This window comes from Vibrio rarus (assembly GCF_024347075.1).
Taxonomy (GTDB): domain Bacteria; phylum Pseudomonadota; class Gammaproteobacteria; order Enterobacterales; family Vibrionaceae; genus Vibrio; species Vibrio rarus.
The window spans coordinates 1,389,997-1,408,743 of record NZ_AP024900.1 but is presented as its reverse complement, the minus strand read 5'-3'; the positions used below and the strand labels follow the sequence as shown (position 1 = coordinate 1,408,743).

Annotated in this window: 10 protein-coding genes; 7 read left to right on the top strand and 3 right to left on the bottom strand. The window is 42.9% G+C overall.

Annotated elements, in window-relative coordinates:
• Positions 1 to 111 precede the first annotated feature (111 nt).
• Positions 112 to 948: a CvfB family protein gene (locus OCU56_RS06615; protein ID WP_261874723.1), complete on the top strand. Its 837-nt coding sequence runs from the start codon at positions 112 to 114 to the stop codon at positions 946 to 948.
• A gap of 178 nt (positions 949 to 1,126) precedes the next feature.
• Here the strand turns inward: OCU56_RS06615 and rsmF are convergent, their stop codons facing one another.
• From rsmF to OCU56_RS06600, 3 genes are all read right to left on the bottom strand, one after another.
• Entirely contained in the window at positions 1,127 to 2,557 is a 1,431-nt protein-coding gene (rsmF, locus tag OCU56_RS06610) for a 16S rRNA (cytosine(1407)-C(5))-methyltransferase RsmF (RefSeq protein ID WP_261874722.1), read from the bottom strand.
• A 95-nt stretch (positions 2,558 to 2,652) separates the two neighbouring features.
• Complete coding sequence (locus OCU56_RS06605) at positions 2,653 to 5,298, bottom strand: PqiB family protein (protein ID WP_261874721.1); 2,646 nt, start codon at positions 5,296 to 5,298, stop codon at positions 2,653 to 2,655.
• Positions 5,295 to 6,617: a paraquat-inducible protein A gene (locus OCU56_RS06600; RefSeq protein WP_261874720.1), complete on the bottom strand. Its 1,323-nt coding sequence runs from the start codon at positions 6,615 to 6,617 to the stop codon at positions 5,295 to 5,297. Before OCU56_RS06600 ends, OCU56_RS06605 begins: the two co-directional genes overlap by 4 nt.
• 136 nt (positions 6,618 to 6,753) lie before the next feature.
• Here OCU56_RS06600 and OCU56_RS06595 point away from each other — a divergent pair, with 136 nt between their 5' ends.
• From OCU56_RS06595 to OCU56_RS06570, 6 genes are all read left to right on the top strand, one after another.
• Complete coding sequence (locus tag OCU56_RS06595) at positions 6,754 to 7,227, top strand: GAF domain-containing protein (RefSeq protein WP_261874719.1); 474 nt, start codon at positions 6,754 to 6,756, stop codon at positions 7,225 to 7,227.
• A 99-nt stretch (positions 7,228 to 7,326) separates the two neighbouring features.
• Positions 7,327 to 7,959: an RNA chaperone ProQ gene (proQ, locus tag OCU56_RS06590; protein ID WP_261874718.1), complete on the top strand. Its 633-nt coding sequence runs from the start codon at positions 7,327 to 7,329 to the stop codon at positions 7,957 to 7,959.
• A gap of 18 nt (positions 7,960 to 7,977) precedes the next feature.
• Positions 7,978 to 9,984: a carboxy terminal-processing peptidase gene (prc, locus tag OCU56_RS06585; RefSeq protein ID WP_261874717.1), complete on the top strand. Its 2,007-nt coding sequence runs from the start codon at positions 7,978 to 7,980 to the stop codon at positions 9,982 to 9,984.
• Positions 9,985 to 10,141: 157 nt separating this feature from the next.
• Positions 10,142 to 10,801, top strand: a complete 660-nt coding sequence (locus tag OCU56_RS06580; protein ID WP_261874716.1) for a hypothetical protein — start codon at positions 10,142 to 10,144, stop codon at positions 10,799 to 10,801.
• A gap of 220 nt (positions 10,802 to 11,021) precedes the next feature.
• Positions 11,022 to 13,625, top strand: a complete 2,604-nt coding sequence (gene pepN, locus OCU56_RS06575) for an aminopeptidase N (protein WP_261874715.1) — start codon at positions 11,022 to 11,024, stop codon at positions 13,623 to 13,625.
• 270 nt (positions 13,626 to 13,895) lie between these two features.
• The gene (locus OCU56_RS06570; RefSeq protein WP_261874714.1) at positions 13,896 to 18,740 is read left to right on the top strand and encodes an NAD-glutamate dehydrogenase; all 4,845 of its coding nucleotides are present in this window, start codon (positions 13,896 to 13,898) and stop codon (positions 18,738 to 18,740) included.
• Positions 18,741 to 18,747 lie beyond the last annotated feature (7 nt).

Genomic DNA, 18,747 nt, shown 5'->3' with positions numbered 1-18,747 from the left:
GCTAATGAGGGTGCCCACAGAAGTGGCAAATGGTTAAAGTCACAGAAAAGGCTTTGTATTGTGTGCCTAACACAATACAATCATCGCCAAATCACAAATATGAGTAAAAACATGATTAAAATTGGCCAATTAAACGCTCTTAAAATCTCACAAATCACAGATTTTGGTGTATTCCTTGATGCTTACGATTATGGCAGTGTGTTGCTACCAAAAAAGCAACTGGAAGAAGAGCCAGAGGTTGGTCAACAGATAAAAGTGTTTTTGTACTTTGATTCAAATAATGAAGTGTGTGCCACCAGAGAGAAACCCATAGCGCAAGTAGGCGAGTGGGGCTTGATGGAAATCACCAGCATCAATAGTACTGGCGCATTCGTAAACTGGGGCATAGAGAAAAAAGATCTGTTGATCCCTTATAGCGAACAACGGGCGCGCTTTAACGAAGGCCAAACCATATTAGTGTATGTATACACAGATAATGCCAGTGGCCGTATTGTGGGTACCACTAAGTTTAACAAATGGTTAGACAAAACCCCGCAACACTATAAGGCAAACCAACAGGTTGAGTTGCTGATTGCCGAACGCAGTGACTTAGGTTACAAGGCGATCATTAATGGTGAACATTGGGGCATGATCTTCAGCTCGGATGTCATTGGTAAATTGTTTGTAGGCAAACGCTTAAAAGGCTATATCAAGCAAGTTCGTGATGATGGCAAAATTGATTTGTCGCTACAGAAAATTGGCGTGGCTAAGATGGATGATCTTAGTGAAAAAATCCTTGATCTTCTCAATAAGAAAGAGGGTTTCTTACCGTTAAATGATAAATCCACACCGGATGCTATTTTTAAAGTGTTCCGCACCAGTAAAGGCACCTTTAAGAAAACCATTGGTGGCCTGTATAAAGCCGGACACATTACCATTCAAGGGGATGGTATTCATTTGGTTAAATAGCCCAAATAGCGAGCAAAGAACAAAAAATAGCCTAGGCTATCCTAACCTAGGCTTTGGGGAAGGGCTCTTATATTAAGAGCCTGCGCTAACCGTTTCACTGGTACAAGTTTAGTACATAAGGCACTTCCTGCCACCAGTGAGCCAAGTATCACGCACCGTGCTGGCTCATCTCGCTGAATTAAAAAAGGTTATTATCCCTTACCATTTCTCTTGGCAAGCCGTTTTTAATGCGATTTCCTACCCACTTTCCTATGCCAATGGTGATGTTATCGTAACGCACCAAGACTTCTCCCTTCGCTGACGGCATCGAAGGTCTAATATCTCGACCCATATACCACTGTCTGGCTTCATCTATAGTTAAGTCGATAGCATTGCGTTCATTATGTTCACTCATAGCAACAATCCCTTGGTGCTGCCAGCGATAGCCTTTTTTATGAGATTCTGCCAATTTGATGCCAATACGTTGAAAGCGCATTTTGCTCAGTAGTGGCTCAATAAGGGTGGGGAATAACCACACTTCGTTATCTCGTTGCCATAAAGAAAACGACGTTGGAATTTGCATACCCAGCGCATCCAATAACGAATGTGTGACATTGTCACGCTCTTTATTGGTGAGTGGCTGGAAGGGGAATGTGCCTAGACGTTTTTTAACTTTAGGGGCCTCAACGGAGCCTGTTTTTTTGAATCGGGCAATAAAAAAGCCTTCACAATCATAAATTTGCGGGTAGACGTGAATAAAACCTTGTTCCGTTATGGCGCGATGAGCGTCGGTAAATAAATCATCAAGAGGTTCGATTTCAATGTGTCCTGCAAAAGTCTCGAGTAAGTGCTGGGCGACTTGCTGGTTTTCTTGCAGGTTTAAGGTGCAGGTGGAGTAAACCAGTCGGCCACCAGGCTTTAAGGCATGGAAGGCACTTTCAATGAGCTCTTGTTGAGTGTTGGCGATGTCATTAACCGAGTTCAGACTCCAGTTTTTCATGGCATCGGCATCTTTACGCAGTGAACCTTCTCCTGAGCAAGGGGCATCTAACAAGATGGCGTCAAAGGTTTCGGGAAGCCAAGGGCCAAACACTCGTCCATCAAAATGGGTCATAGCCATATTGCCTATGCCACAACGCATTAAGTTACCAAACAAAATTTTCACGCGGCTGGCAGAAAACTCGTTAGCGATAACCATGCCGTTATTGGCCATGTTAGCGGCTATTTGCGTGGTTTTTGACCCCGGAGCAGCAGCCATATCGAGCACGCGGCTCTGTTCATCCAGTTCAAGGTTATCAAACAGTGCGGTGACTGGCATCATGGAACTGGCTTCTTGAATATAAAACAGTCCCGCAAGATGTTGGCTGGTATTGCCAAGGGCTGTGGTGGATTCATCCACATTATCTAACCAGAAGCCTTCTTCACACCAAGGAACAGGGGTCAGTGTCCAACCCATTTTGTTCGCTTGCTGTTTAAACTGCTCTACAGAAATTTTCAGTGTATTGACCCGAATACTTCTTTTTAAAGGCCGTTTGCACGCATCCAGTAGTTCATTAAGATCAAGGTGAGAAGGCAGTTGCTGAGCGATGAGTTGGATAAACTCATCGGGTATGTATACATTCTGATGCAAGTTAGGTGTCCTGTAGAGGGGAAGCGAGCATGGGAAGTGTAGCAATGCTCGCCTTTGGATGAAAGGGATTAACGTTTCAGGACGATGAAATCCCCTTATTGAGGTTTAGGAATGGCGGTGTTCCACTGCAACCACTGTGGTTCGGCATTGGCGTGGAGGTAAAAAGAGCGTCCTTGTTTGGCGAAAGGTTGCAGTGGCGACTGTTGCGGTGTGGCAAAGGCAATACCCCCTTTAAGTAAACTCTCTACGGTGCCTGTTTTGACACTCGCCCCGCTCAATCCAACGGAAATATCTAACCCTGACACATTCCAAAAGTGGGTGTTTTTACGCACTAAATAGGCATAATCGTTCTCCACTTCAATAGTGATGATCACGCGATCCGATAACTCCCCTAAACGGACATCACTCACCTGGCCCACATGGATCTCTCGATAGAGAATTGGCGTTCCAACGCTCACCGAGCCTTTGCGTTCACTTTGTAGAGAAAACGTCACGCTATTACGCCTAGGAGAGTCTTGTTGTAAGGTAAACTGATAGTGCAAATCGTTGGACATTGCCGGGGAGACTTCTATGGTGGGCACTAAAGCACTGGCGAGATTCTTTATACCCGATAAGCTAATTTCAGGGGTGGTAAGCCAAAATTGCGATCCTTTTACCGCTATTTTGTCTACGTATTGTGGATAAATTCGCGCCATAAACTGCACAGATTTTTGATCAAATAATGGGGTCACTAGAGTGATCTCGCCCACATCGACCCCTTGGTATTTTATTTTAGTGCCTTGAGTTATGGCGCTGTTCGTTTTGGCATTGAGTTGAATGATTTTTCCAAACTGACGTGCGGAATCTTGATCTGGATACAGTTTGTAGTGATGGCTGAGCTTATTTTCCACCCCGTCAATGGAGTCAAAAGCGATGCCTCCTTGTAATACGCTAGTCAGGGGCGGGGCTTTTACCGATATGCCAGCAATACTGGCGTCGATTTCAATAGCCGAGTGATTCCAAAATACCGTATTTTTATCAATGAGGTGGCGATACTGGTTATCCAACTTAATTTGCACCTCCATGGCTGAGTGGCCCAATTTATAATCCAGTACTTGACCCACCACTAAGTTTCGATAATAGACAGGACTGCCAACATTGACCGATGGCATAGTGGCCGACAGCAACGAAATCACTTCACTGCCTGTAGTGGTGTGTAAGGCTATTTCAGCTTGAGCTTTACTGGCATACAGGTGGTAGTTTGAACTTACCGACTCTTTTCCAGCGCGAATAAAACTGATACTGCCCGCTAATAGGTGCTGTAATGGTGGCACATTCACATTGAGGCTACCGTCGGCAAGATTCGCTGAAACATGACTGGATACATAGAAGCGATTGGCGGAGCGAATCAATTCACGATATTGAGCATCAATTAATACATTAACTTTAACCCCTTGTTGTTGCAGTTGTGACGAGGTCACGTGGCCAACTTGAATGCCTTTATAGAGAATGGATGAGCCTGTTTCTAAGCCAAAGCTGTGCTTTGCCATAAGAGATAGGGCTAAGTTGCCACTGTCTTGTGTATTGAGTTCTTCTTGTTTCACCGCATTAAACCAGCGTGTGGCGTCGCCCTTGCCCGGGAGTAGGGTTAAGTAGTTGCCAGTGACAAAGTTACCTAAGTTATCTATACCTGCAAGAGACAGGGACGCTTCTTCTAACAGAAATTGTGAGCCACTATTGAGCATGTCATGGTAGGCAGGTTCAACGGTGGCTTGCGCTATGATGTCACTGCGATCTTTACTGAGGTGGACATTGGTAATTTGGCCAATCTCAATGCCTCTATACACCAAAGGTGCACCGTCAGGATTAATATTATTGTTATCAGGTAGCTTAATATTAATGGGGATGCCACGTCCTGCTGTGGCTAAATCGGGGTACAAGGTAAACTCTGTATCGGGAGCCACCTTTTTCCCTTGCGCCGGAGAGTCTACGGCAATGCCACCGCCGATCAGCGCCGCCAGACTTTCCACTCGCACATCGACGCCATCAAAGCCTACCTTGGCATTGATGCCAGAGACGTTCCAAAAGCGACTTTCATTGGTAATAATATGTTCATACTCTTCATCAATAAAAGCCCGAAGAATGACGGATTTACCGTTGTCATCAAGATCAAAACTGTACACTTCACCGATGGGGATTTTACGAAACAATATCTTTGATCCCACATTCACAGAGCCTAAATCTTTACTTCTAAGGGTCAGGCGCAACCCTTGAGTGTTGCCACTGTGCAGATCTTGTGGGGCTTTAGATAGAGCGTTAAATGATGTAGGTGGTTTATTAAAGCCATTGGTGGCACTTTGTATGGCAATGTAGTTACCAGACACTAATGCGTCCAGACCGGACACCCCTGAAATACTGGCGGTGGGCTTAACCAACCAAAACTTAGTGTCTTTCCCCAGTAACTGCTGTGCATTGGAATAGAGTTCTGCACTGACATAAATGCCATTGAGGTCGCTGGCCAGTTCTAGTTTTCTTACTATGCCCACTTCTAAGCCCTGAAAGCGTAACGTAGTACGTCCGGCGATCAGTCCTTGAGCGTTGTCAAAGTGTATGCGAACTTGTTGTCCTGCTTCATTGATACTTTTGTAAATAAGCCAACCACCCAGTAGCAGCGCAATAATAGGAAGCGCCCAAAGGGGAGACAACCCAGTTGAGCGGCGCACGTTCGGTGGTGGTAAGGTAGAGTGATTGTGCTCAGTCATGCAGAAGTATTACCAGTTAAAGTTGAATTTAAGTGCGTGTAAGAGTGATTTTTCCAAATAAGTCGTGGATCTAATGCGTCTGTAGATAGCATGGTAAATATCACCACAATGGCAAAAGCCACAGCGCCATAGCCTGGGGTAAAATTTAATACCTGACCTCTATCTACTAGAGTTAACATAATCGACATTACAAACAGGTCGACCATTGACCATTTACCTATCCACTTCACTATATAAAACAGCATCATGCGCTGTTTGTGAAAGACAGTGCGCTTGAAGTGAATGCACAGTAAAAGATAAAAAATCCCTAAAATCTTCGCCACAGGCACCACGATACTGGCGACAAAAATAATCACCGCGATAGCCAGCATGTCGTTATTGACCAGTGAGATCACCCCAGTGTAAATGGTGTCTTCAATTCGGCTGCCATTGGTAAATAAAATGGAGATAGGGATCAGGTTTGCTGGGATCAGAGCGATGCTAGCCACCAGTAAATAGGCCCACGTGGCTTGTAGCGAACCTGTGGCAGTCAATTTCATTTTTTGCTGGCAGCGCAGGCAGTGGGTGGTGTGTGTTTGCACTAAATGACATTGGGGGCAATCTAATAACGGCGTCACAGAGTTCATCGTGTATGTAGGGCGCGATATGTGAAGGGCCGTGTCCATTTTTTGCCAGTATTTACGCGGACTGACTCGAATCACTAATGCTAGACACACTAATTGTAAGATCCCTAAGACGGGTAAGGCTAAGCCAAAAATAAGATCACTGTAATCGGTGAGTTTAAAACAACAAATGGCGATACTGACGATATATACATCAATCATCATCCAATGTTTAAGATGGTAAATCCCATTCATGCTATAACGCATCAGTGTCTGATTGCGGGTTTTTAACGCCATATTGGCTGTAACCACACAACAGGTATGCAGTAAAGGAACGAAAAAACCACAAAACAGGACTAACAGGCCGACAAAAGCGAACCCTTCTTTGAATAACAATACAACCCCATCGAGCAAGGTGGCACTGATGTATTCGCCAAATAAACGTATGGATAAGAAGGGGTATAAAATGACAGGGATAAACAGCAAAATACTGACGCAGGCTAACGCCAAGTCTCCAGAGCAAGAGTGGCGATGACCACGATAGAGTTGCGTATCACAGCGAGGGCAATACGCATTTTGATTGTTTTGTATTGCCTGTTGCGACACGGCCAACCCACAGCCTTGGCAAAGGCGAATATTAGGCTCTGAAACGTTCGGCACTATTGCTATTTTCCATTGAGTGGGTAAAGTCCTTTTATAAACAAAACATAATGACATTCATCACAGTGACAGCCGAGGTCATCTCAACGGCTCGCATGCAACAGATTGCATTATATACACAATCCTAGATATTGAATCCAATTGCATATAATTTCAAAGGATTTGCTTACAATTTAAAATGGGTACGACAAAAATGGACATAAAAGATTATCAAAGAGTGACACAGCAGGTTGCCGCCTTAATTGAAGGGGAAAGCAATATGATTGCGAATTTGTCCAATATTAGTGCGGTACTCAACATGGAGATGAACCACATTAATTGGGTGGGGTTTTATTTGAAAGAAGGGGAACAGTTGGTATTAGGTCCATTTCAAGGTAATCCTGCTTGCGTGCGGATCAACTGGGGACGGGGCGTTTGTGGTACTGCCGCGGCTACCAATACGGTACAAAGAATTAAAGATGTTCACCAGTTTCCAGGGCACATTGCCTGTGATGCTGCCAGCAATTCAGAGATAGTCATTCCATTTTCTATTAATGGTGAAGTGTTCGGTGTACTGGATATTGACAGCCCACAACATGACCGTTTTAGTGAAATTGATCAGCAAGGACTGACTTTATTGATGGATATGGTAGAAAAAACACTCAATAAGGCAATTAACTCTCAGTAAAATAACACTGGGGAGTGGTTTTTAGTTGGCATCTCTTTATAATGGCGAAGAATATTATTGAGAATCTCGCGCGAAAGACGCGTTTAATCAGGAAACCACATGGAAAACACCGAAAAATTAAAAACCAGCAAAGAAGTGATTGCGTATATTGCTGAATGCTTCCCTAAGTGCTTTACTTTAGAGGGTGAAGCTAAACCTCTGAAAATTGGTATTTTTCAGGATTTGGCTCAACGTCTAAGTGAAGATGCTAAAGTGAGCAAGACTCAACTTAGAGCGGCACTAAGACAATACACCTCTTCTTGGCGCTACCTACATGGCGTTAAAGCTGGCGCGGTACGTGTTGACCTAGACGGCAACGAATGTGGCGTACTAGAGCAAGAACACGTAGAGCATGCACAACAAGCTCTAGCTGAAAGTAAAGCTCGTGTAGCGGCTCGCAGAAAAGAACAAGCAGAAAAAGCTCGTGAAGAGCAAAAAGCTAAACGCGCTCAAGCGAAAAAAGCAGCACCGGCTCGTAAACCTAAGCCTCGTGTTGAGCAAGAAAAGAAAGCCCCAGTAGTTGAAACTCGTGCATTAAACAGCGATGAAGTTGTTGTTGGTAATAACGTGAATGTCAACATGGGCAAAGGCAACATGGCAGCGACCATTGTTGAAGTAAACAAAGGCGATGTGCGAGTGCAACTCAATAATGGCTTACAAATGGTCGTTAAAGCGGAGCATCTTCGCGCTTAAAAGGAGCTTATCCTGCGAATGAAAATGCGTTCAAAGATTACCTTGATTGCAGCTAGTGTTATGCTAGCTGCTTCAGCAAATGCTGTTGAAGCTAACCTTACGGTTAAAGACTTACCTGTTCTCACTCCAGAACTTCAACATCAGACAGCGGCAAAGCGAGTCACTTCTCGTTTTACTCGATCTCACTATAAGCAATTTACCTTAGATGACGCTTTCTCTTCGGAGATCTTTGATCGTTATTTAAACATGCTTGATTTTAGCCATAATCTGTTTACTCAATCTGAAATCGATGGCTTTCAACAGCAACGTGTTCAATTAGATGATGCATTAAAGCAAGGGGATAACACCATTGCTTTTGAGTTATACAATAACGCGATGCGTAAACGTTTTGAACGCTATACTTATGCTCTTAGTTTACTTGATCATGAAATAAAATTTGATACGGATGAATCCATCGAATTGGATCGAAGTAAAGCGGATTGGCCAAAAAATCAACATGACATTGATGAGCTTTGGCGTAAACGAGTTAAGTATGATGCGTTAAATCTGGCATTAACTGACAAGAAATGGCCAGAAATTAAAGAGATACTTAGCAAGCGTTATAATAATGCAATGAAACGGATTTCTCAGTCTCATAGTGAAGATGTGTTCCAAACGTACATGAACGCATTTGCTCGCCAAGTGGATCCTCATACCAGTTATCTATCTCCTCGTAATGCCGATACTTTTCAAGCTGAAATGAACCTTTCTCTTGAAGGCATCGGGGCCGTATTACAGATGACCGATGATTATACGGTTATCCGTTCTTTGGTTACCGGTGGTCCCGCCTCTAAAAGTAAAGAGCTGAATAAAGGGGATCGCATTATTGGTGTTGGTCAAGAAGGCAAAGAGGTCGTCGATGTTATCGGCTGGCGTCTTGATGATGTGGTTGAACTTATTAAGGGGCCTAAAGGCACTAAAGTGATACTGCAAATCTTGCCGGAAGGTAAAAACGCAAAAAGTCGTGAAATCACCATTGTTCGCGATAAAGTTCGCTTAGAAGATCGCGCCGTTAAATCAGAAGTTATAGAAAAAGACGGTAAAAAGTTCGGTGTTTTAGAAGTACCAAGTTTTTATGTGGGTCTGTCTAAAGATACGGATAAGCTGATTGCACAGCTAAAAGAGCAAAAAGTCGATGGCATTTTAGTTGATTTGCGTAATAACGGTGGTGGTGCGCTCAGTGAGGCAACGGCTCTGTCTGGATTGTTTATAACTAGCGGTCCTGTTGTGCAAGTTCGAGACAGTTATGGCCGCATTAATGTCAATTCCGATAACGATAACGTGATCAGTTATGATGGTCCTTTAACGGTATTAATAAACCGCTACAGTGCATCGGCGTCAGAAATCTTTGCTGCAGCTATGCAAGATTATGGCCGTGCCATCGTATTGGGTGAGAATTCATTCGGTAAAGGTACAGTGCAACAACACAGATCGTTAAACCATATCTATGATCTGTTTGATAATGAGTTGGGCTATGTGCAGTACACCATTCAAAAATTCTACAGAATTAACGGTGGCAGTACGCAAAATAAAGGGGTGATTCCTGATATTCAATACCCAACACCGGTGATTCCTGCAGAAACTGGGGAAAGTGTTGAGGACAATGCTCTACCTTGGGATAGCATTCCGGCAGCCACTTACAGCCAATTTCACGATGAATCTTCTTTAATTGCGACTTTGACTAAGCAACACGAACAACGTGTTAAACAAGACATGGAGTTTGGTTTCATTGAGCAAGATATTGTCAAATATCAAGCTGAGAAAGATTCAAACGATCTTTCTTTAAATATGAAGACCCGTCAGAAAGAGTCAGCAGAGCGAGAAGCGCAACGCTTGCAACGCATTAATCAGCGTCAAAAAGCCCATGGAGAGAAAGCCTTTAAATCTCTAGATGATGTACCGAGTGATTATAAAGCTCCGGATGCTTACCTAGATGAATCTATGGCTATCATGGTTGATATGTTGTCTGATTCAGACAAAAAATAAGCGCATTTTGTTTAAGTGTTTTTAAAAGGTGGCCATAGGTCACCTTTTTTTTGCCATAAACTGCCGAGTTTAATTGTGTGATTGAGATCAAATTTTTAGCATTATTAGCGATGTGTATCTAAGCTTGAGTTATTACTGCTTAGATGAGGGAAAGCTGATGTTGAGAATGTGGTTTATTTTTGTCTGCATAACCTTACTGCCGTTTCTTTCTCAAGCTAAAGAAGGGCAAGAAGCCAGTTTTGAATATCCGTTTTTACTCGGTGAATGGTACATTGTTAATAGCGAACCTGACGCTAATCAAGATGATTTTCTTGCCATTCGTATGCGTTTTAATTCTCAATATTACTTTACCTTAGATATACAAAAACGAGACTACAGCGTAGAGCGTTGGGAAGGTGAGTATCATGCCAATGACGATACACTTATGCTGGGGTCAAATAGCCAAGCACCACAAGTGTATGCTTATAAAACTACCCATAATCGCTTAAATTTAAATGGCATTATTTTTAAGAAAAATTTGTCGAAGCCTTTAGCCGGACTGTGGTCTAGTCGCGTTTTGTCGGGTGACGATTTATTAGCCAGTAAAGTTAAAAAGGTCGACTTAGTGCTACAACCCGATTTTATTTTTATGTTCCGTACCAGTGGTATAGAAGGACAAGAGTCGGTACGACACGGCATTTATTATATAGAAGATGACCACTTAGTATTGCTGTATGAAAATGGCGAAACTCAATCTAATTATAATCTGCAAGACGACACTCTCACATTATCAGGTTCAGGAATCGACATGTACGCCGAACTCACTCGGGTACGTTAAACATTTCTACTGATAAATTTGCAATGTATTTGTGCATCTCTAAATAAAAATAATTGCTCTTTGCACCTTAGAGTAGAGTTATGATTGTGTATGGTAATATAATCCCTGCAAAGGAAAGAGCTTTTACCGACTATTGCTAAATAAACAAGTAGAAAACTTGTAATTTATGTAAGAAAAATAGACTCTTAACTTAAATTAATTTCATTCAAAGGAAGTCGAAATGAACGACGCTGCTTCTGTTCAGCCTGTGGCTAAATATCGTAAAGATTACACTATCCCATCTCACACAATCGAAAGCCTTGATCTGGTGTTTAACTTACACACCACTGATACCTTAGTTACGGCCACCTCAATGGTCACCGCTACACAAGGGGCCACTGTATTACAGTTGGTGGGTGATCAGCTTTTATTAAAAGATCTTTTAGTGGATGGTAAATCTTGGTCTGATTACACAGTGACAGAAGAGGGTTTGTCTATTGCAAACTTACCGCAGTCATTTGAGTTAACCATTACCACACAAATTAACCCTACAGAGAATACTGCACTAGAAGGGTTATATTTATCCGATGGTGCATTTTGTACTCAGTGTGAGGCAGAAGGCTTTAGACGTATTACCTATTTTCTTGACAGACCCGACGTTCTGGCAAAATACACCACCACTATAGAAGCAGATAAAGACGCTTTCCCGTTTCTATTAAGTAACGGTAATAAGATTGCTCAAGGGAATTGTGGGAATGGTCGTCATTGGGTTAAATGGCAAGATCCTCATCCAAAACCTTGTTATCTGTTTGCGCTGGTGGCTGGGGATTTTGACCAACTTACCGATACCTTTACCACTCGCTCTGGTCGTGATGTTGCCCTTGAAATCTTTGTGGATAAAGGCAATAAACAACGTGCCCAACATGCAATGCTTAGCTTAAAAAATTCCATGAAATGGGACGAAGAGCGCTTTGATCTTGAGTATGATCTAGACATCTACATGATTGTGGCGGTGGACTTCTTTAATATGGGAGCGATGGAGAATAAAGGCTTGAACGTCTTTAACTCTATGTTTGTGCTAGCAGACCAAGCAACAGCAACAGATAGAGACTACCTAGGTATTGAAGCGGTAATTGGCCATGAATATTTCCATAACTGGACGGGTAACCGCGTGACTTGTCGTGATTGGTTCCAATTGAGCCTGAAAGAAGGTTTAACGGTATTTCGCGATCAAGAGTTCTCCAGTGATTTAGGCTCTCGCCCGGTAAATCGAATCAAAAATGTTCGTATCATTCGTGGTCCACAGTTCGCTGAAGATGCCAGCCCTATGTCGCATCCAATTCGTCCAGAAAAAGTCATCGAAATGAACAATTTTTATACCTTAACTGTGTATGAAAAGGGCAGTGAAGTGATCCGTATGATCCACACGCTTTTAGGTGAACAAGCATTCCAAGCGGGCATCAAACTTTATTTTGAGCGCCATGATGGCACAGCGGCCACTTGTGATGATTTTGTGGCAGCAATGCAAGATGCGTCAGGGGTTGATTTAAGCCAGTTCAAACTTTGGTACAGCCAGTCAGGTACTCCAATTGTTTCGGTTACTGATGAGTATGATGCACAAAGCAAAACGTACACACTTACCATCACTCAGCATACCGAACCCACCGCCACGCAACAGGATAAGCAAGCACTGCACATTCCGTTTGATGTGGAACTGTATCGCGCCGATGGCACCGTTATTCCATTGCAGATAGATGGTGAAAGCTGTGCTTCACTTCTGCAACTAAAACAGGACTCTCAACGTTTTGTGTTTGAAAATGTGGATGAGAAACCAACCCCATCTTTGCTACGTGAGTTTACCGCGCCGGTCAAACTCAACTACCAATACAGCGAACAACAACTAGTCTTGTTAATGAAGTGCGCCACTAACGAAGTTTCTCGTTGGGATGCAGGACAAAGCTTGATGGCAAAATACATCAAAGCGGCTGTGACAGATGGATGCCCAATCCAATTATCCGATGACGTGTTGAATGCCTATAGAGCCTTGTTAGTGGATGAACATTTAGACAATGCCTTTATTGCCGAAGCACTGACATTACCACCGCACAGTGAAGTGAGCGGTTGGTTTGATGTCATTGATGTTGATGGCATTTGCCAAGCTCTGAAATCTCTAAAACTGAACTTAGCAAAAGGATTAGAGAAAGAGCTCCTACACACTTATCAAACACTGGCCAGTGAGAGCTATGATGTTGCCCATCAAAGCATTGCAAAGCGCTCACTGCGTAACATTTGTTTGAATTTCTTATCTTGTTTACCTGACTACAGCGATTTAGCCGCTAAGCAATTTAAGGCTAGTGACAATATGACTGACACTATGGGCGCACTGTCTGCGGCCAACTTGTGTGGCCTACAAAGTCGTGATGAACTGATGCAAGCCTTTAGTGATACTTGGTCTAATGATGGACTAGTTATGGATAAATGGTTTATGTTACAAGGCATTAAGCCAAGCAAAGACGCGTTAGCAGGAGTGAAAGAGTCCATGCAACACAGCGCGTTTAGCTTACAAAATCCGAACCGTACCCGTAACTTGATTGGTTCTTTCTTTGCTAACCCTTATGCATTTCATGCCATTGATGGCAGTGGTTATCAATTTGCAGGAGAGATGTTAGCGAAACTTAATAGCATCAACCCACAAGTGGCGTCTCGCTTATTGGATCCATTGTTGAAATTTGCCCGTTACGATGAGCAAAGAAAACAGTTGATGCGTCAACAGCTTGAGTCTTTAAGAGACACACCAAACTTAGCAAAAGATTTGTTTGAAAAAGTGGAAGCGGCACTTAAATAAGCTACGGGTTTGTTTATAAAGGCACTTCATTGATGTATTAAGGCTTAGCAATTGCTAAGCCTTTTTTTTGAGCATATTCAAGAGAAACATGAAGCAACTAATGAATTTGTTACATGTATGGGTTTTTTGATTATCATCTGTTTATTTTTATAACATTTTTGATATTAAAAACTTACAATAGGGCGAAGTAGCAGAGAATTCTGCTCGTAGCTACTGAGGCAACCTCTAGCTACTAATATAACAATAAAACTCTCATATGGAGTATGCCCTGTGAACACTCGTCAACCCTCAGTCCCTGTTTTACTCGAAAAGGTCTACCAACTGATTAACGATAAGTTGGATTCTGAACATCAGCAAGTTGTAACAAAACTGGCACAGCATTTATTTAGCAATATCTCTCATGATGATCTGATATCTCGAAATGAATCCGATTTGTATGGGGCCGTGGTCAGTTTATGGCAACACATGAAGGAGAAAACTTTCAATGATCTCTCTGTTCGAGTATTTAACCCTACATTAAGTCGCCATGGGTGGCAGTCAACGCACACCATAGTGGAAATCATAGTGCCGGACATGTCGTTCTTAGTAGACTCAATAAAAATGACACTGTCACGTTTAGGCTTATCTAGCCATATTATGTTACATGGGCCAGCAAAACTGCATCTAAAACAAAACAAAGTTATTGATATTAATAACAATAAATTAGGTGGCCAGTTGCAATCGGTGTTTCATCTCGAAGTGGATAGACTGTCCAGCAAAGGACAGATGACGCAACTTGAATCTGAATTAATCAGTGTACTGGAAGATACACACCGGGTGGTCAGTGATTGGCAACCTATGAGCAGCAGTTTGGCCGCAGTGATAGAGCAGGTGAAACAACTGGAATCCATTAAAAGCATTGATAACGACCATATTGAAGAGTCGTTGCAGTTTTTAAACTGGCTTGGGGATCATAACTTCACCTTAATGGGTTACAAAGAGTATCGTTTGGTAGAGGTGGATGAAGAAAGCATTTTACAACCCACACCAGAGCCAGGTCTTGGCTTATTTGCCGATCCTGCACGTGTGCGAGCCACTAAGCTGTCGAATTTTTCTGTATCCGCTAGAGAAGAGGCGACGAAACCTTATATCCTAATTTTGACCAAAGGCAATCGCGCATCGCGCATTCATCGCCCAGCGTACAATGATTATATTGGGATCAAACGCTTTGATAAGCAGGGTAATGTCATTGGTGAACACCGTTTTACAGGCCTGTACACATCGGCGGTGTACAACCAAAGCGTGGAAAGGATCCCTTTGATCCGTAATAAAGTGGCTCGTATTTTAGAAAGCAGTGGATTTATGCCCGGTTCATACGCCTTTAAAGCGTTTCATAATATTCTAGAAACCTATCCTCGTGATGAACTACTGCAAGCAACCGAAGACGAACTGCTACATATCGGAATGGGCGTCGTACAAATGCAAGACCGCGATATGATTCGTTTATTTGTGCGTAAAGACCCGTTTGGTCGTTTCCTCAGTTGCATGGTTTATGTGACAAAAGAGCGTTATAACACCGAGCTTAGGCATCAAACTCAGCGCATATTGCAACGGGCGTTTAATACCGATAATGAGGTAGAATTCACTACTTATTTCTCAGAAAGTCCTTTGGCTCGAACCCATTACATCGTGCGCGTTGATGACAGTCATCTTGATTACAATGTAAAGAGCATTGAGCAAGATCTTATGGAAGCCTCATCCACTTGGGGAGATCGATTGAAACAAGCGGTTATCTCCAATTTGGGTGAAAGCCGAGGTTTGCCTCTAGCGAAAAAATACATGCAAGCGTTTCCCCGATCATATCAAGAGATGGTACTGCCTAATACGGCGGTTGCAGATATAGAGCGTTTACAATTATTAAATGAATTCAATCAGTTAGGTATGTTGTTCTATCGTCCACAAGAAGAGTTAATGGACTCAAAGGTTGTGCATCTTAAGCTGTATCATAAAAATGCCCCGATACATTTATCCGATGTAATGCCGATGTTGGAAAACTTTGATTTAAGAGTAATTGGTGAGTCTCCTTATCAAGTAGAAACCAATGACGCGGAAACCTATTGGATCTTAGATTTCTCTATGTTGCACAAAGGCAGCAATGTGGTTGATTTCAATAAAGTACGTGATCGTTTTCAGCAGGCATTTGCTGGCGTTTGGCAAGGTGAATTAGATAACGATGGCTTTAACCGCTTAGTGTTAGGCGCAGGACTCAGTGGTGTGGAAACCACTATCTTACGTGCTTATGCCAAATATATGCGTCAGGTTGGTTTCCCATTTAGTCAAAACTATATTGGTGATGCGTTAGCCGCTCACCCTAAAATTGCCACCTATTTGGTGCAACTATTTGAAAAACGATTCAAACCACAAAATAAAGGCGATGAGAGTTCACAACAAAAAATCATAGAAAAGATCAAAGGGCTATTAGATAAAGTGGATAGTCTAGATGACGATCGGATCTTGCGTCGCTATGTTGAAATGATCAGAGCAACGTTGAGAACCAACTATTATCAAGTCACCGATGCGGGTGAGCGTAAACCTTGCCTGGCATTAAAATTAAGCCCTAAACAGATCCCAGAGATCCCCAAACCTGTGCCAGAGTTTGAAATGTTTGTTTATGCTCCTGATGTAGAAGGGGTTCACTTACGCGGTGGCAAAGTGGCGCGAGGAGGTTTGCGCTGGTCTGATAGGCAAGAGGATTTTCGTACCGAAGTCTTAGGTCTTGTTAAAGCGCAACAAGTAAAGAATACCGTGATATTGCCTGTAGGCGCTAAAGGAGGCTTTGTCTGTAAACAGCAGCACTTAATGCAAGGAAGAGATGAAATCTTTGCTGAAGGGCAACGTTGCTATCGTAAATTTATCAGTTCGTTGCTGGATGTGGCGGACAATATTATTGAAGGAAAGTTGGTGCCACCACCAAATGTAGTGCGTCATGACGAAGATGATTCCTATTTAGTGGTAGCGGCAGATAAAGGCACAGCCACCTTTTCCGATATTGCCAATAGTGTATCCGAACAGTACAACTTTTGGCTTGGAGATGCGTTTGCCTCCGGTGGATCTAACGGATACGACCATAAAGTGATGGGCATCACTGCTAAAGGGGGTTGGGAGTCGGTGAAGCGTCATTTTCGCGAGCTTGGTGTTAACTGCCAAACCACCGATTTTACGGTGATTGGCGTGGGCGATATGGCGGGGGATGTGTTTGGTAATGGCATGTTGCTGTCCAAGCACATACGTTTGCAGGCCGCGTTTAATCATCTGCATATATTCATTGATCCAAATCCACAAGCGGCAAGCGCTTATAAAGAGCGTGATCGCCTATTTAATACCCCGCGTACCGGTTGGGATGATTATGATAAGTCATTGATCTCTAAAGGTGGTGGCGTATTTTCACGCAAAGCAAAATCAGTGACGTTGTCACCTGAAATCAAAGCTATGCTAGGGGTTTCGCAGGACTCCATGGCACCCAACGATCTGATTAAACACCTGTTAATGATGGATGTGGATCTATTATGGAATGGCGGCATTGGCACCTACATTAAGTCGAGCAAGGAGAGCCATGGGGATGTAGGGGACCGCGCCAATGACGCTTTGCGAATTAATGGCAATCAACTGAAAGCGAAAGTGGTGGGTGAAGGAGGTAATTTAGGCTTAACTCAGTTAGGACGCATTGAGTTTGCGCTTAATGGAGGACGCGTCAATACAGACTTTATTGATAATGTGGGGGGCGTTGATAGCTCTGATAACGAAGTCAATATCAAGATATTGCTCAATGGGTTAGTGCAAAGCAGTGATTTGACCGTGAAACAGCGCAATGAAATCTTAGACTCTATGGAGCAAGATGTGTCACAGATAGTACTGCATCACGCGTATTGCCAATCAGAGTCCATATCCGTCACACAAGAGCAGGGTTTAAGTGGTATGAAAGAGCAAATGCGCTTTATTCATACGATGGAAAAAGCGGGCCATTTAGATCGTCAGTTGGAGTATATTCCGGATGATGAGCAACTCCTTGAGCGAGAGAAATTGGGGGTTGGCTTATCGAGACCTGAATTATCTGTGTTAGTTGCTTATGGAAAAATGCTTTTAAAAGAAGAGCTTGCTAACGATGCTATCGCCAAAGACAGTTATCACTCTCGTCTTCTTGGGCAATACTTTCCACAGAGGTTACGCTGTCACTATTTATCGACTATGGATGACCATCCACTACGTACAGAAATTATCGCCACGGCTTTAGCCAATGAAATTGTCAATGAAATGGGCTGTAATTTTGTCACTCGTTTGCAAGAAGAAACAGGGGCAAGTGTGGTAGATATTGCCAATGCCTTTACGGCATCGAAAGAGCTGTTTAACTTTGCAGAAGTATTTAGCCAAATTCGCGATCATGACAACCGCATAGACGCTTCACTGCAGTATCAATTAATGGGCGTTATTCGTCGTACATTACGTCGCTTAACCCGCTGGATGTTACGCAACCGTTCACACAACAGCAGTGTTGAACAGTTAGTGAAACGTTTTAAATCGGACGTGGCGGTGATCGTTGCTAAGTTGGATCAATTCTTAGTACCTGGTGAGGTGCAACAACATCAAACAGTGGCTGATCAATGGATAAGCCAAGGTGTGGATAAGCAATTGGCCAACTACTTAGCAAGATTGTCCAGCTTGTATTGCTGTTATGACATAGCGCTGGCGGCGAAAGAGTGTGGCACTTCCATTGAGCGCACCGCAAAATTGTACTTTTATCTTGGAGAGCGATTATCCCTGCATTGGTTCTTAGAGCAGATTAACAATCAAGTGGTGGATAATAACTGGCAAGCCTTAGCCAGAGCCGCATTTAGAGAAGATCTCGATTGGCAGCAAAGGCAATTAACAGTACAAGTGCTTAATTGTCATTGTGGTGAGAATGTGATGTCGGAAGAGGAGACCATAGAAAACTGGATCGGCAACAATCGCATTGCATTACAGCGTTGGGAAAACACATTAAATGAATTTAAAGTAGGAAATGTGCATGAATTTGCTAAATTTTCCGTCGCATTAAGAGAGTTAATGCTTTTGAACTTGAATTGTGAAGCTACAAAGTAAATAATAC